Raw genomic sequence first — 14,238 nt, forward strand, 5'->3', positions numbered from 1 at the left:
AACTAGAAGAAAGACAGGGTAACCAATGGAAGATTTGCAACTAGTTTTGTTCGTTTTAGGCGCCATAGCCATAGTTGCTGTGCTGGTGCATGGATTTTGGTCTATCAGAAGACAACAGCCTAAGTCATTGAAAGATAGTCCGATGGGCAATTTCTACAAAAAGCAGGCAGAGCGTGGCGAGGCTGCCCCCAAGCGTATCGATGCCGATGGTTTCGACGCCGATGGTATTGGCGCCGTCAGAGTTCGTAAAGCGAATGAAGCTCATACCCCAGAGGCACCTGCGTTTAACCCTTATTTAAAGCAAGAAGCCAAAGCACAACCACAACCAGTGGAACCCGTTCAAGTTGAACCTAAACCACTGTTTAAGCAAGAACCAAGCATGGCGCAGCCCGACTTTAATTTGCAATCACCGAGTGTGAAAGAGCAACACCGCGGCCCTAAAGCATCGCGCCAAGAGCCAGTATTGCAAAGCCATACAGCGCATTTAAATCAAGCTCACGTTGGCCAATCCCATGCGGCGATAGTGGCGCAAAAGGCGGCTGAAGAGCAACGTGCCCAAGTGCAAATGCCCACCCAAACCGCGTTGTTTGATGATGAAGAGGCGTATGAAGAAGAGCAACCTCAAGCCGTTGAACAGGCCGATGATGATTTAGGTGAACCACGTGATGTATTAGTGCTGCACGTAGTGGCGAAAGAAGGTCAGCAACTTAATGGTGCAGAATTATTACCTTGCTTCTTAACCCTTAACTTTAAATATGGCGATATGAATATTTTCCATCGTCATGTGGATAATGCGGGTAATGGTAAGGTGTTGTTCTCCATTGCTAATATGGTAAAACCTGGTGTTTTTGACCCAGACAATATGGAGCAATTCAGCACCCAAGGCGTGGTGTTCTTTATGACTTTACCTTGCTACGGCGATGCGCTAATGAATTTCTCTATCATGCTTAACTCGGCGCGCCAATTGGCGGATGATATCGACGCGGTTGTGCTCGATGGTCAGCGTCAACCTTGGGGCGAGTTTACTAAGCAAGATTATTTACACCGCATTCGCGCAAACGCTTAATGCACCGCCGCGAGACCGCGGTGATGGACAGATGGGGCCGCTAAATGCGGCCTCATTTTTTGCAACTTTTTGATGCTTAAGAATTCTGGATAATGAATATGCAAGACATTCAACTCGATAAACGCCTATCTGAACTGCTTTCACAAGCTGTTACGTCGGAAAATGCGCAGCCATTGATGCAGGCGCTCTGCCAATCTCTGAATGAACACAATATTCGTTACTATGTCGACGATGCGCCAAGCATTACTGACTCAGAATACGACAGATTAATGCAGCGGCTGAAACAGCTTGAGGCCGAGTATCCTCAGTTTGTTGCTGCCGATTCGCCCACCCAAAGAGTGGGCGGCATGGCGCTGGCAAAGTTTGAACAAATTACTCACCTTAAACCCATGTTAAGTCTTGATAATGCCTTCGATGAGGCGGACTTTAGTGCATTTCATAAGCGTGTCAGCGACAGAGTGGGGCAAGTGAGTTTTTGCTGTGAGCCGAAACTCGATGGTTTGGCGGTGAGTATTTTGTATCGCAATGGGGTGCTTGAACGCGCCGCGACCCGGGGCGATGGCACTGTGGGCGAAGATATTACCGAAAACGTTAAAACCATTAAATCAATTCCGCTCAAACTGCGCGGTGACAACTATCCCGAATTGGTTGAAGTGCGCGGCGAAGCCTTTATGCCCAAGGCGGCATTTGAGGCGCTAAATGAGCGTGCACGCTTAAAGGATGAAAAACTGTTTGTGAATCCGCGTAATGCGGCAGCGGGCAGCTTACGTCAGCTCGACAGTAAAATTACCGCGTCACGGGCGCTGTCTTTTTATGCCTACGCCTTAGGTGTGGTGGAGCCGACTTCCCACGAGTTAGCTAAGACGCATTACGAGCAATTGCAGCAACTTAAATCTTGGGGGCTGCCAGTCAGTAGCGAGATTAAAGTCTGCGACGAACTCAGCCAAGTGTTTTCCTACTATCAAGATATATTGACTCGCCGCAGCGATTTACCCTTTGAAATCGATGGTGTGGTAATGAAGGTGAACGATATCGCACAGCAGCAAACCTTAGGGTTTGTGGCCAAATCTCCCCGCTGGGCAATTGCCTATAAATTCCCCGCGCAAGAAGAAATGACGCTGCTCGAAGGCGTAGATTTTCAAGTGGGTCGCACCGGCGCGGTGACTCCGGTCGCACGCCTAAAACCTGTGTTTGTCGGCGGCGTGACGGTATCGAACGCCACTTTGCACAATGCCGATGAAATCGAGCGTTTAGGTGTGATGGTGGGCGATACCGTGATTATCCGCCGCGCCGGCGATGTGATCCCGCAAATTGTGGCCATAGTGCCAGAGCGTCGCCCTGAAGATGCTAAGGCGATTGCCTTCCCACAACATTGCCCCGTTTGTGGCAGTTTGGTTGAGCGATTAGAAGGTGAGGCCGTGGCGCGTTGTAGCGGCGGCTTATTCTGTGAGGCCCAGCGTAAAGAGGCGATCAAACATTTTGCCTCCCGCAAGGCATTAGATATCGACGGCATGGGCGATAAAATTGTTGAGCAGTTGATTGATAAGGAGTTGGTTCAAAGCCCGGCGGACTTATTTAAACTCACCGCCTCTATGATGACTATGCTGGACCGTATGGGAATGAAGTCGGCCACCAATCTCGCGCTGGCGATTGAAGCGGCTAAAACCACGACTTTGCCTCGTTTCCTCTATGCCTTAGGCATTCGAGAGGTGGGGGAGGCCACGGCGGCGAATCTTGCGACTCACTTTGGTAGTCTAGAGGCACTGCGCGTAGCTACCATTGAGCAACTCATTCAAGTTGAAGATATTGGTGAAGTCGTTGCCCAGCACGTAGCGCATTTCTTTGCTCAGCCCCATAACCTAGAGGTGATCAATGCTTTGATTGCGGCTGGTGTCAACTGGCCTGCGATTGCAGCGCCAAGTGCCGATGAACAACCATTGAAGGGGCAGACTTGGGTGTTAACGGGTACCTTAAATCAACTCAACCGTAACGATGCTAAGGCGCAGTTACAGGCCTTAGGCGCCAAAGTCGCGGGCAGTGTGTCGAAAAATACCGATTGCTTAGTCGCGGGCGAAGCGGCGGGGTCTAAGCTTTCCAAAGCGCAGGAGCTTGGCGTGAAGGTGATTGGCGAAGACGAATTGCTTGCACTGCTCGCTGCCAATACCTAATGCGAGTTTGATTTGATGAGTAAAACGCCTTGCTTAGCAAGGCGTTTTTGTTGAGGGTTCATCTTGGTTGGGCGCGGTTTTCTGGCGGAGCCATGATAAACTTGATCTATCAGCGGATTGCACCGATAGCAATCATTGTGCGCTTATAAAAAGGAAAACCTATGACAGATCTCAGTGATATTCGCCGTGAATACACCAAAGGTGGCTTAAGACGCGCCGATTTACCCCAAAACCCGATGCAATTATTTGAATTGTGGATGACACAAGCCAGAGATGCGCAGTTAACTGATCCTACCGCGATGTGTGTTGCCACAGTGGATGAACATGGCCAACCTTTTCAACGAATTGTACTGTTGAAGCGTTTTGATGAAACAGGTTTTGTGTTCTTCACTAACTTAGGCAGTCGCAAGGCACAGCAGATTGCGGCCAATAATAAAGTGAGTCTACATTTTCCTTGGCATCCGATTGAACGCCAAGTGTCGATTCTCGGTGAGGCGCAGCCGCTTTCTACCGCCGAAGTGCTGAAATACTTTATGACCCGCCCCAAGGATAGCCAGATTGCCGCTTGGGTGTCGCAGCAGTCGAGCAAACTGAGTGCCAGACAAGTGCTCGAAGGTAAGTTCTTTGAAATGAAAGCGAAATTTGCTAAGGGCGATGTACCATTGCCGAGCTTTTGGGGCGGTTACTTAGTTAAGCCGTCAAGTATTGAGTTTTGGCAAGGTGGAGAGCATCGCCTGCATGACCGCTTTCTCTACACTCGCCAAGCGGATGAATGGATGATTGACCGTTTAGCACCCTAATGGCTTTAGGAGCTTAATGTGGAACAGTATAAGATTTGGGTGGATGCCGATGCTTGCCCAAACTCAATTAAAGAGATTTTATTTCGCGCAGCTGAGCGAAAGGCGCTGCCGCTAGTGCTGGTGGCGAACCAAATGCTACGGGTGCCACCGTCACCGTATATAAGTCAAGTGCGTGTTGGCTCAGGCTTTGATGTGGCGGATCAATACATTGTCGACCATGTTGAGGCCACACATTTAGTCATCACTGCCGATATCCCGTTGGCGGCGCAAGTGATCGAAAAGGGGGCGCTGGCGCTCAACCCCCGCGGTGAACTCTACACCACTGACAATATTCGCCAAAAACTTACGATGCGTGATTTTATGGAAGATTTACGTTCATCGGGTGTACATACAGGTGGACCTGATACTTTGTCTGCGGCCGATAAGCAGGCTTTTGCCAATAGTTTAGACAAATGGCTTGTGCGGGTTAAATGATAGTTCACTGGTCGCTAATCAATAAAAAGAGTATCTTTAGTGAAGCTTAGGTGATCTTTGTCACGGTTTGCTAAGTGCTGAGCAGCTTTGTACTTCATAACAAGGAACTGCTGGGTCTTACAACTCACAATTGAGGATGGATACGATGAATAAATGGATAGGAATCGCGGCATTATCGACGTTGATGAGCTTCAGCTCCGTTGCCCAATGGCAAGTGATTGAGCAGGATTCTAGGGTCAGTTTCGTGTCGGTAAAAAAGGGGGATATTGCTGAGGTTCATCATTTTAAGCAGCTAAAAGGTACTCTGAAGGATACTGGCCAATTTGAGCTAACAATTCCGCTGATAAGCGTAGCAACGGGTATTGATGTGCGTGATGAGCGTATGCAGCACTTATTGTTTGAAGTGTCATTGTATCCTGAACTTAACTTGAGTGCCCAAGTCGATAGTCAAATGCTCAAAGCGCTTGCCGTGGATGAGTCAAAGGTTGTTGACATCGAGGGCAAAATTGCCCTGCATGGAAAACAGCAAACAAAAACTTTTTCGGTAATTTTGACCAAAGTATCTGATAATAAACTGATGGTTAGTAGTTTTCAGCCGATAATTATCAATGCCAATGAATTTGGCTTGGTTGCAGGGGTTGATAAGTTGCGTGATATTGCAGGTTTATCTAGTATTAGCCAAGCCGTTCCGGTGTCGTTTGTACTAACCTTAACTCAGTAACAACAATAAGATTGGTTTAGATCAATACGTCAGCTGTTGTTTAAGATAAGGTTATGAGGTGGCTGACGTATAATGCTCATACTGACCACTTAATGGGTGGATGTTGAGGCTTTTTAGATGTTAACAGTGTCCTTAATGGCGCTCGATTTAGTTGTTTTAAGGGTTAAAAATGGTCACAGATAAAGACGGTTACATGCATTTAATCCAGTATTTGACTGAGCACCTTGGCTTGTTCGAAACGCCTGATACCCAAAATGTGTCCGACGATACCGTGATGGAATTGTTTGAGGAACAATTATCCGCGCAGATTATTATGGTCTGTGGTCAAAATCCGTCACTCTCCTTTAGTGAGCGTAATACCATTATCCGTGAGGTCGATGCCATTGTGTATGATCTCGAGGAAATTCTCGCCTCTGTAGCCAATCATAGGGCAACACCTGAGCAAACGCTGTTTATCACTGAATTTTCAGGACTCATCAAAAATTTATTTGATCAAGAGATCGCAAAATTTCAATCCCATGCTTAATGTTTGAGGCTAGTCATCGGGTTACTCTTACTCCCATTGCTTATCGTTAGCTCTTGGGAATTGAAGTCGTGTTTTAATCCCGTTTCTTGCCTTCAGCAATTGCATATTGGTTTTTCCATCATGGCTTGTCTCTTCACGCTGGATTGATTGCCGTTGTTAGTAACAACCCTTTGTGCTCATTTTTCTGTTTTCTGTCGATATTCGCACAAAAGCCTATGTGGTTAGGGGAGATAAGCTATCACTCTGCTTATTTTGCTTTCCGAGTCGTAGAAAAATCACCAGTTGTTTAAGCATCTTTGCTTACAGGGTATATCTTTACTCTATAACGATATTTTTGGGTGATATACGAAGGGAGATGCATGATGCTAACCATATGTCCTAGCTATGCCGATGATTTATTAACCATTGCTGTTTCCGGTCAGGTAACGCATCAGGATATTGAAACCATTTTGTTTCCGGCCATTGAAGCCAAGTTATTGGATCATGCTTGTATTCGTTTATGGTATGAATTTAGTGCTGATTTTATGGGTGTTACAGTTGGAGCACTTTGGGACGATGCTTTACTCAGTGTGTTCCATTTCAGTGATTTCGCGCGGGTAGTGATGATTGCGGATACGCAAATGCTTGGGACTATGGTCAATACGTTAGCTTTTATGTTGCCTTGTCCGGTTAAAGTCTTTGGCGAAAATGAGCGTGTACTGGCTAAGGAATGGCTAGACGACGACAAAGTGATTGCACTGTAACAGAGAGTAACTGCTCGGATTGTTGATGCTTAATTTGTAAAGCATACAGCAGGGCGGCAAAGAGCTGTTACACCGTAGCCAACGGCCAATAGCACTCGATTTGAGTGCCTAGATTGAGTTCGCTGTTCACGATTAGCTCGCCATTTAACTCATATTTTATCCACAAATTGAGGCAGGATAGCGTTCCTGTACATTGTCTTTGATGTATGTCATGCCTGAGTTGCTCAAGATGAGCTGTCGAGATCCCCACACCATTATCCTGTAGCAGTATATGTAATTCATTACCTCGTTTATCGAGTTGCAACAGTATTTCGCGGTGTTGATGATGCTCTTTAAATGCGTGTTGTAGAGTGTTATTAAGCAATCGATAGAAAAACTGCAAATATTGCCAAGCATTACCATCGATAATTAATAGTTCATCGCAGTTAAGATTTACTTTCACCTGTGCTTTGAGTAATTGTGGCTGTAATAGGCTGAGCAAATGCTGGAGAAACTGCGCTAAATGGAGCGGGCGTATTTCACTATGTTGATCAGTAAATAGCTGCGATATTTGTCTTAATCTTACGGCCTGTTGACTCATGAGATGCACCGCTTTAGCAGACTGGTCGACATATTCATCTTGACGAATCTGACATACTTGAGCGAGGAGGCGATCCTGCTCTTGCATCATTTGATTAATCACTTCGGCGAGGAAGTGCTGCATGAGTTTTAGACTTTGCTGTTTATTGAGGTTGAGTTGGATTTGCTGTGTAATTTCATGATTGAGCTCACCTATCTGCTCCCTCATTAAGGCGAGTTCTTGCTGGGCTAACTGAGTTTGATGTTGCTGTTCCTTCATTTGTTGCTGTTGTTGTTCTAGCAGTTTTTCTTGTGCTTTCTCTTGGCGCTTTTTGAGATCCATATTAAAGCCAATTGCACCAACGCCGATAGAATTATCTTCATCATCTCGGATATCAAACTTTGTCATCTGGTAAATAATTTCACCACGGGGAGTTGGTATTGGCTCTTCAAAATGCAGAGCATCGTGGCGATGGTTTACCCGTTGATCGTTCTGTTGGTAGAGTTGAGCAAGAGGAGCTGGGAAGAGTTCAAAATCCATGGCACCGATAATTTTTCGCCGTTCGATACCGAGTACTTCACAATATTTATGATTGACCAAGGTGTATCTGCCATTTAAGTCTTTGATATAAATGATGGTAGATGCAAAGTCTAATAAAGATCTTAATTGTTCCTTATGTCGATTCAATTCCTGTTGAACATGTTGTTGACTAAGTAACTGTTGTTCCAGTGCGAGATTGCTGGCATCTAAACTCGCCATAGCGATTTCAAGCTGTTGAGTACGCGATAAAAAAGTCTTTGCGAGTAATCCGACTTCGTCATGGCGCTCTTTGGCTTTGAGTTCGATGGAGGCAGAGTCATTGCGTTTAAGCGCTCTGACCATTTCCATTATAGGAGCCATGATTAGCCTATGTTGCAGTATGAACAAGGATATAAGGCCTAGCATTTGGATTGCGACTAAAGAAAGCCCCACCTTTTCAATCAGTTTTTTAGCGGTGTCTTGTAACGGCGCGACTGGTGTGACGACTAAAATTTTCCAATAAGTATGGGGCATAAGAAAAACGGAAACGAGTGAAGGCGCCTTTAGGACAGGATCCATTGTCAATGCGATTGAAGCGATACGTCGGGGGGTTGTGAAATGGTTTTTCGCGTTGTCATTCACAATTGCAGAGAGCATTTCTCGCTCATTATCGCTGCTTAATCGAGTGAGATTATCCATTTGCTCTTGAGTAAAAACGCGCTCAGCAATTGCTTGGTCGATAAAACTGCGATCTGCCAACTGAAGCGCTGATGCTATAGGAGTAAAAGCGTGCTCTACTTTAGCTAACGCATCAAAGCTCATTAAATGGTGTGTCGTATCAGACTGAGATTGGCGTGTATTATCACGATTAGGAAAAGCCAGTATTTGATTTTGATGGTCAATAGCCACGACATAGCCACTGACATCCAACATGGCATTGCGTAACAGCTGATTGAGTTTTTCTAGACTAATATCCGTGGTCGCTGCACCGATAAATTGGTGATCTACCCACATGGCGCTTGATGCGGTAACCATAGGTTCATGGGTTGTGGGATCGATATAGGATTTAGACCAAAAGACTTTACCTGCGGGGAAAAAACGGGTTGGTCGATACCATTCTTCAGTATGATAACTTGGGAAGTTATCACTGTTGTAGCTGTCTATCGCTACCAACTCACCGCGAATATTGTGCGCCCAAAACAAGCTGTCACGGAACTTTTGCCGATTAAATGCGCCTGGCTCAGGCCAAATACCGCCACCAGAGATGATGTCCTTTTGACTTTCTATCGAAAGTAAAACGGGAATACTTTTACTGAGCTGTTCAGGTTCATGGCGGTAGAGCATGGCGATTTGACTAATCGCATTCACTTGATTTTCGACTTGTGAGGTCATCTCCTGCAGTTTAGCAATAATTATTTGCCCGTGATTCTGATTAAGCAACGTCTGTTGCTCACTGATTTGTTGGGTCTGGATATTAAGGATGACCCAAGCAGTACTGAAAATCAGTATGCTGGCGATGATGAGTTGGAGCAAGCTGAGCTTAAACGGCAGGCTTTTTTGCCATTGGGTTAACGAGGCTTGTGGCGCAATGATAGGCCGTTTATCCATGTTATACGGGGTCCAAATGCCGCGATCATTGAGCCAGTTTAGCTTTTTTTGATCTAATTGCCATTGGCTTAAATCAAAGTTAAGTCATAACACTAACTAAAGTTATAAATGGAGAGGCATAAAAATAAGGCAGACCTTAAGTCTGCCTATTGAAACTTATTTATAGAGTGACGGTTTATCTGAGCCGCTGAGAATTGGCACAATAAACAGTAATAACATCACTAGATAACCACTAAAGGCAACGACCATCCATTCGGCCATTGTAACTCCCATAAATTGCCATGGCACATCGGTACACATACCCGTCGGCATCATGATGGCAGGAAACCATTCATGCAGTGGCATCCAGGCTGGAAATTCGGGTAAAAACGAGCAGGTAGAAAATGGTGAGGGATTGTTTTGCATATCCACTAAGGCTAATGCTAGCTTTAGGCCCCATGTTGCGCTTATTGCCCAACCCAGTGCTCCCAAAATTCGAACGATACGGTACTTTGGCGCCGTCATTCCCACAAGTCCTGCAGCCAAAATACCGAATACAGCAAGTCTTTGGTAGATACACATCACACAGGGATCTAATTTCATCACGTATTGAAAATATAAAGCGGCCGCTTCAAGGACAATCGCAGAGCCTGTCAGAATAAACCAAGATGCACGGGAATGGGCAAAGCGAGTGAATGCTGTCAAAAGTGAACTCCATATCAACAAAAAACGCCCTTGAATATAGGGCGTTTGTTTGACTGTACTGAACTCATAAAGTTCAGTCAACTCTGATATTTATGTTAGTGAGCTGCCGCAGGCGCTAAGGCTTCCTTAACACTGTGGTGCAAAATCGCATGGGAATCATAGAAATACTGCGTCATTTGCTCTAAGAAACCCATTTGAATCGCCATTACACCCACAACCGATAGGACGATCGTGTAAGGCAATGCCATCCATACCATTCTGCCGTAGGACAAGCGGATGAGTGGTGCAAGTGCTGATGTCAGTAAGAACAGGAATGCAGCTTGACCATTGGGTGTTGCAACTGAAGGCAAGTTAGTTCCAGTGTTAATTGCCACAGCCAACAGGTCGAATTGATCGCGGGTAATTTGACCATTAATCAAAGCCGCTTTGACTTCGTTAATGTAGACCGTCCCCACAAACACGTTATCACTGACCATAGAGAGTAAACCGTTAGCAATATAGAAAATCACTAATTGGGTATTACCTTCGTGGTTCAGCGCCCATTGGATCACGGGAGCAAATAGTTGTTGATCAATAATCACTGCGACCACGGCAAAGAATACCGCTAACAGCGCCGTAAAGGGGAGAGCTTCTTCGAAGGCTTTTCCTAGGGCATGTTCATCGGTAATACCGTTAAACGCAGTGGCTAAAATAATCACGGATAAACCAATCAAGCCTACAGAGGCTAAATGTAACGCAAGACCTGCAATCAACCAAACCCCAATAATGGCTTGAACAATAAGCTTCATTTTATCTTTATTGGTACGACGTGCATCTTCATAGGCTGCATAGTCACAGAGGATTTTATGAACAGCATCAGGTAATTGCGCACCGTATCCAAAGATACGGAATTTTTCGACTAAGTAGCAGGTTAAGATACCAGCAATCAGGACCGGCACGGTAACTGGTGACATACGAATTGCAAACTCACCAAACTGCCAGTTAGCTTGGGCGGCAATAATTAAGTTTTGAGGCTCGCCAACCATAGTACACACGCCACCTAATGCGGTACCAACGCCTGCGTGCATCAATAGGTTACGTAAGAAGCCACGGAAAGACTCCAGCTCAGCTTCGTTGAGTTGGGCATCACCTTCCTCGTTTTTATCTTCTGAGGTATGGTCATGATCGGCAGAGAAATCTTTACCCGAGGCAACTTTGTGGTAAATAGAGTAAAAGCCCACTGCAACGGTAATAATTACTGCAATAACGGTTAAAGCATCTAAAAAGGCGGATAGGAATGCTGAAGCTAAACAAAACATTAAAGACACTAAGATTTTAGATCGGACTTTGGTGATCATCTTAGTAAATACGAATAGCAGCAGTTGCTTCATGAAGTAAATGCCAGCCACCATGAACACTAGCAATAATAACACTTCAAGGTTAGCTTCAATTTCGTGTAGCACTTGACTGGCTGAAGTCATGCCAATTGCAACCGCTTCGATGGCTAACAAACCGCCGGGTTGTAATGGATAGCATTTTAGCGCCATTGCTAGGGTGAAAATAAATTCAAGCACTAATACCCAACCAGCCACAAAGGGACTGACATAGAAAAAGAGTATTGGATTGATTATTAAAAACGACAGTATTGCGATCTTGTACCACTTAGGTGAGTTACCTAAGAAGTTTCCAATAAACGCCTGACTCATTGTCATCGGCATGGCATCCTCTCTTCTAATTATGTTTTAAATTTCACAAGTTATTGTTAGTGACATATGTTTTTAGGATTCAGTCTAGCCTAAAGAGAATGCTAATGTAACGAGTTACTCAAACCCAGATTTCAAAAAGCGGAGCTAATCGGCAAAATTGGTACAATTGCTATTGATTTGTGTCGATTTATTAAACATTTTTGTGACAATTGTACGCTGATGAAGCGGGGAGTTTCAGTCAATGGTTTCCATTTTTTACCGCTCTGGTATGATCAGTGACCATTATTAAAGCACAACAACTGGATAAGTGGGCTGATGATTATCAATGCCAAAGGACCTGCAAGTTTTGCAGAGAAGTATATTGTAAGATCGATTTGGGAAAATAAGTTTCCTCCAGGGTCCATTTTACCGGCTGAACGTGAGCTTTCTGAATTGATCGGCGTGACCCGGACGACGTTGCGTGAGGTGTTACAGCGTTTAGCGCGTGATGGTTGGTTGAAAATTCAACATGGCAAGCCGACTCGTGTCAATAATTTTTGGGAAACTTCGGGTCTGAATATTCTTGAGACGATTGCAGATCTCAACCCTGAGGGCTTCCCTGTACTAGTGGACCAATTACTCTCTGCTCGTACCAATGTGAGTGCAATTTATTTCCGTGGCGCACTGCGCAACAGCCCTGATACTGCGATGGAAGTATTGGCTAAAATCCATCAGTTAGAGGATACCGCTGAATCTTTTGCCGAGTATGATTATCTGTTGCATCATACGTTAGCGTTCTCATCGGGTAATCCGCTTTATGTATTGATCTTGAATGGCTTTAAGGGACTATATAGTCGAGTTGGGCGTTACTATTTTAGTAGTCCAGAGGCTCGTCAGTTGGCACTTAATTTTTATAAAGAGTTAGAACTGTTAGCGAAAGCGAAAAACTATCTCGATGTGCCTGCATTAATGCGTACCTATGGGATCAATAGTGGCAAAATGTGGCTGCAATTGCGTGATGATATGCCGTCTTCAATTGCTCAACAGGATTCGCATTCGTAGCTGACACTGAGCATTCACTATCTGGGTGCTTGTTAACATCAGGCCAAATAAAATATGAAAGCCGTTTTCGCTAAAACGGCTTTTTTGTATGTTGTCTTACCACGGATTATCAGTCCGCTTTGGGCTGCTCAGGGCATGTAGCTAATAATGTAATACTATTATCAGCGTTGGCTTGTTCAAGGCTAACACTAAAACCCCAAAGACGGTGCAGATGCTTGAGCACTTCTTTGTAGCTATTAGCAAGCGGGATATCTTTGTTGGGAACATACCTTAGCGTAAGGGATCTGTCGCCGTTTATTTCAACATTATGCACTTGAATATTGGGTTCAATATTAGACAAATTGTACTGCTGCGATAATAAATTACGAATATCTTGATAGCCCTGTTCATCGTGGATGGCGGATACGGATAAATAGTTACGTTTTTCATCATCATGGATGCCAAACAGCTTGAATTGACGGATCACTCTTGGTGACAGGTATTGGCTGATAAAACTCTCATCCTTAAAGTTCTGCATCGCAAAGTGTAGGGTTTCGAGCCAATTACTCCCCGCAATATCCGGAAACCAGGCTTTGTCTTCATCAGTCGGAGCCTCACAGATGCGCCGAATATCGGTAAACATCGCAAACCCTAGGGCATAGGGATTGATACCGCTGTAGTATCGGCTGTTATATTCAGGCTGCGCTACGACGCCCGTATGGCTTTGCAAAAACTCCATCATAAAGCGGTCAGTGACAACACCATCATCGTATAAATGATTCAAAATAGTGTAGTGCCAAAAGGTTGCCCACCCCTCATTCATGACTTGTGTTTGTTTTTGCGGATAAAAATATTGTGCCATTTTGCGTACGATCCGGATAATTTCCCGCTGCCATGACTCCAGCAATGGCGCATTTTTTTCAATAAAATACAGAATGTTTTCCTGCGGCTCGGCGGGAAAACGGCGCTTAGTGGTCGACGGTTGCTGCTGTTGATAGGTAGGAATGGTTCGCCACAGATCGTTTACTTGACTTTGTAGATAGGCTTCGCGGTCTTTTTGCCTCGCTTGTTCTTCCCTAAAAGAGATTTCAGCAGGACGTTTATATCTATCAACGCCATAGTTCATTAAGGCGTGGCAGGAGTCAATCACGCTTTCAACTTGCTCGACACCGTATTTTTGCTCGCAATCGCTGATATAGTTTTTAGCGAACACCAAATAGTCGATAATCGAACTCGCATCGGTCCAGGTTTTAAATAGGTAATTGTTTTTAAAAAAACTATTATGTCCAAAACAGGCGTGCGCCATCACTAATGCTTGCATTGTAATGGTGTTTTCTTCCATGAGATAGGCGATGCAAGGGTTGGAGTTGATCACGATTTCATAGGCGAGCCCCATTTGCCCACGTTTGTAGCCTTGTTCAGTCTCAATAAAGCGTTTGCCGAAAGACCAATGGGTATAGCCTATGGGCATCCCAATACCGGCATAGGCATCCATCATCTGCTCTGCGGTGATGATTTCGATTTGATTCGGATAGGCGTTTAATTTGTAAATTGCTGCCACCCGTTCAATTTCCTTTAAATAACTTTGTAGCAGCTCAAAGCTCCAGTCTGGACCATCGCTTAAGGCTGTACGTGTTTTTGCTTCTTTAATCCCCATAGAGCCCC

At 44.9% G+C, this 14,238-nt stretch carries 12 protein-coding genes; 8 read left to right on the forward strand and 4 right to left on the reverse strand.

Annotation, left to right across the window (positions count from 1 at the left end):
• Window positions 1-25: 25 nt before the first annotated feature.
• The 7 genes from zipA (at window position 26) to L976_RS06145 (ending at window position 6,498) form a co-directional block, all read left to right on the forward strand.
• On the forward strand, window positions 26-1,066 hold the full coding sequence (gene zipA, locus L976_RS06115) for a cell division protein ZipA (RefSeq protein ID WP_037419838.1): 1,041 nt from the start codon (window positions 26-28) through the stop codon (window positions 1,064-1,066).
• A gap of 98 nt (window positions 1,067-1,164) precedes the next feature.
• The gene (gene ligA, locus L976_RS06120) at window positions 1,165-3,234 is read left to right on the forward strand and encodes an NAD-dependent DNA ligase LigA (protein ID WP_047540185.1); all 2,070 of its coding nucleotides are present in this window, start codon (window positions 1,165-1,167) and stop codon (window positions 3,232-3,234) included.
• 161 nt (window positions 3,235-3,395) lie between these two features.
• Window positions 3,396-4,034, forward strand: a complete 639-nt coding sequence (pdxH, locus tag L976_RS06125) for a pyridoxamine 5'-phosphate oxidase (RefSeq protein WP_047535211.1) — start codon at window positions 3,396-3,398, stop codon at window positions 4,032-4,034.
• 18 nt (window positions 4,035-4,052) lie between these two features.
• The gene (locus L976_RS06130; RefSeq protein WP_047535214.1) at window positions 4,053-4,508 is read left to right on the forward strand and encodes a YaiI/YqxD family protein; all 456 of its coding nucleotides are present in this window, start codon (window positions 4,053-4,055) and stop codon (window positions 4,506-4,508) included.
• Window positions 4,509-4,653: 145 nt separating this feature from the next.
• A complete protein-coding gene (locus L976_RS06135) occupies window positions 4,654-5,229 on the forward strand; it encodes a YceI family protein (RefSeq protein WP_047540190.1) in 576 nt (191 codons plus the stop codon).
• A gap of 169 nt (window positions 5,230-5,398) precedes the next feature.
• A complete protein-coding gene (locus tag L976_RS06140) occupies window positions 5,399-5,755 on the forward strand; it encodes a DUF3802 family protein (protein WP_037419846.1) in 357 nt (118 codons plus the stop codon).
• 362 nt (window positions 5,756-6,117) lie between these two features.
• Window positions 6,118-6,498 (forward strand): STAS/SEC14 domain-containing protein, encoded by a 381-nt coding sequence (locus L976_RS06145; RefSeq protein WP_037426761.1) that lies wholly within the window; start codon window positions 6,118-6,120, stop codon window positions 6,496-6,498.
• 67 nt (window positions 6,499-6,565) lie between these two features.
• Here L976_RS06145 and L976_RS06150 read toward each other — a convergent pair whose 3' ends face one another.
• From L976_RS06150 to nhaB, 3 genes are all read right to left on the reverse strand, one after another.
• The gene (locus L976_RS06150; protein WP_047535217.1) at window positions 6,566-9,184 is read right to left on the reverse strand and encodes a cache domain-containing protein; all 2,619 of its coding nucleotides are present in this window, start codon (window positions 9,182-9,184) and stop codon (window positions 6,566-6,568) included.
• 156 nt (window positions 9,185-9,340) lie between these two features.
• On the reverse strand, window positions 9,341-9,868 hold the full coding sequence (gene dsbB, locus L976_RS06155; protein ID WP_047535219.1) for a disulfide bond formation protein DsbB: 528 nt from the start codon (window positions 9,866-9,868) through the stop codon (window positions 9,341-9,343).
• A gap of 95 nt (window positions 9,869-9,963) precedes the next feature.
• Entirely contained in the window at window positions 9,964-11,565 is a 1,602-nt protein-coding gene (gene nhaB, locus L976_RS06160; protein ID WP_037419860.1) for a sodium/proton antiporter NhaB, read from the reverse strand.
• A 303-nt stretch (window positions 11,566-11,868) separates the two neighbouring features.
• Here nhaB and fadR point away from each other — a divergent pair, with 303 nt between their 5' ends.
• A complete protein-coding gene (fadR, locus tag L976_RS06165; RefSeq protein WP_037419862.1) occupies window positions 11,869-12,594 on the forward strand; it encodes a fatty acid metabolism transcriptional regulator FadR in 726 nt (241 codons plus the stop codon).
• A gap of 109 nt (window positions 12,595-12,703) precedes the next feature.
• Here fadR and L976_RS06170 read toward each other — a convergent pair whose 3' ends face one another.
• Window positions 12,704-14,230, reverse strand: coding sequence for a SpoVR family protein (locus tag L976_RS06170; protein WP_047535221.1), 1,527 nt, complete (start codon window positions 14,228-14,230; stop codon window positions 12,704-12,706).
• Window positions 14,231-14,238 lie beyond the last annotated feature (8 nt).

The sequence above is a fragment of the Shewanella sp. ZOR0012 genome, from assembly GCF_000798835.1.
GTDB classification, from domain to species: Bacteria; Pseudomonadota; Gammaproteobacteria; order Enterobacterales; family Shewanellaceae; genus Shewanella; species Shewanella xiamenensis.

Excerpts from the sequence above, each read along its gene's own strand:
- ligA (WP_047540185.1), top strand. The coding sequence starts at position 1,165 with ATGCAAGACATTCAACTCGATAAACGCCTATCTGAACTGCTTTCACAA.
- L976_RS06150 (WP_047535217.1), bottom strand. The coding sequence starts at position 9,184 with ATGGATAAACGGCCTATCATTGCGCCACAAGCCTCGTTAACCCAATGG.
- fadR (WP_037419862.1), top strand. The coding sequence starts at position 11,869 with ATGATTATCAATGCCAAAGGACCTGCAAGTTTTGCAGAGAAGTATATT.
- L976_RS06140 (WP_037419846.1), top strand. The coding sequence starts at position 5,399 with ATGGTCACAGATAAAGACGGTTACATGCATTTAATCCAGTATTTGACT.
- L976_RS06170 (WP_047535221.1), bottom strand. The coding sequence starts at position 14,230 with ATGGGGATTAAAGAAGCAAAAACACGTACAGCCTTAAGCGATGGTCCA.
- nhaB (WP_037419860.1), bottom strand. The coding sequence starts at position 11,565 with ATGCCGATGACAATGAGTCAGGCGTTTATTGGAAACTTCTTAGGTAAC.
- L976_RS06135 (WP_047540190.1), top strand. The coding sequence starts at position 4,654 with ATGAATAAATGGATAGGAATCGCGGCATTATCGACGTTGATGAGCTTC.
- pdxH (WP_047535211.1), top strand. The coding sequence starts at position 3,396 with ATGACAGATCTCAGTGATATTCGCCGTGAATACACCAAAGGTGGCTTA.
- L976_RS06145 (WP_037426761.1), top strand. The coding sequence starts at position 6,118 with ATGCTAACCATATGTCCTAGCTATGCCGATGATTTATTAACCATTGCT.
- zipA (WP_037419838.1), top strand. The coding sequence starts at position 26 with ATGGAAGATTTGCAACTAGTTTTGTTCGTTTTAGGCGCCATAGCCATA.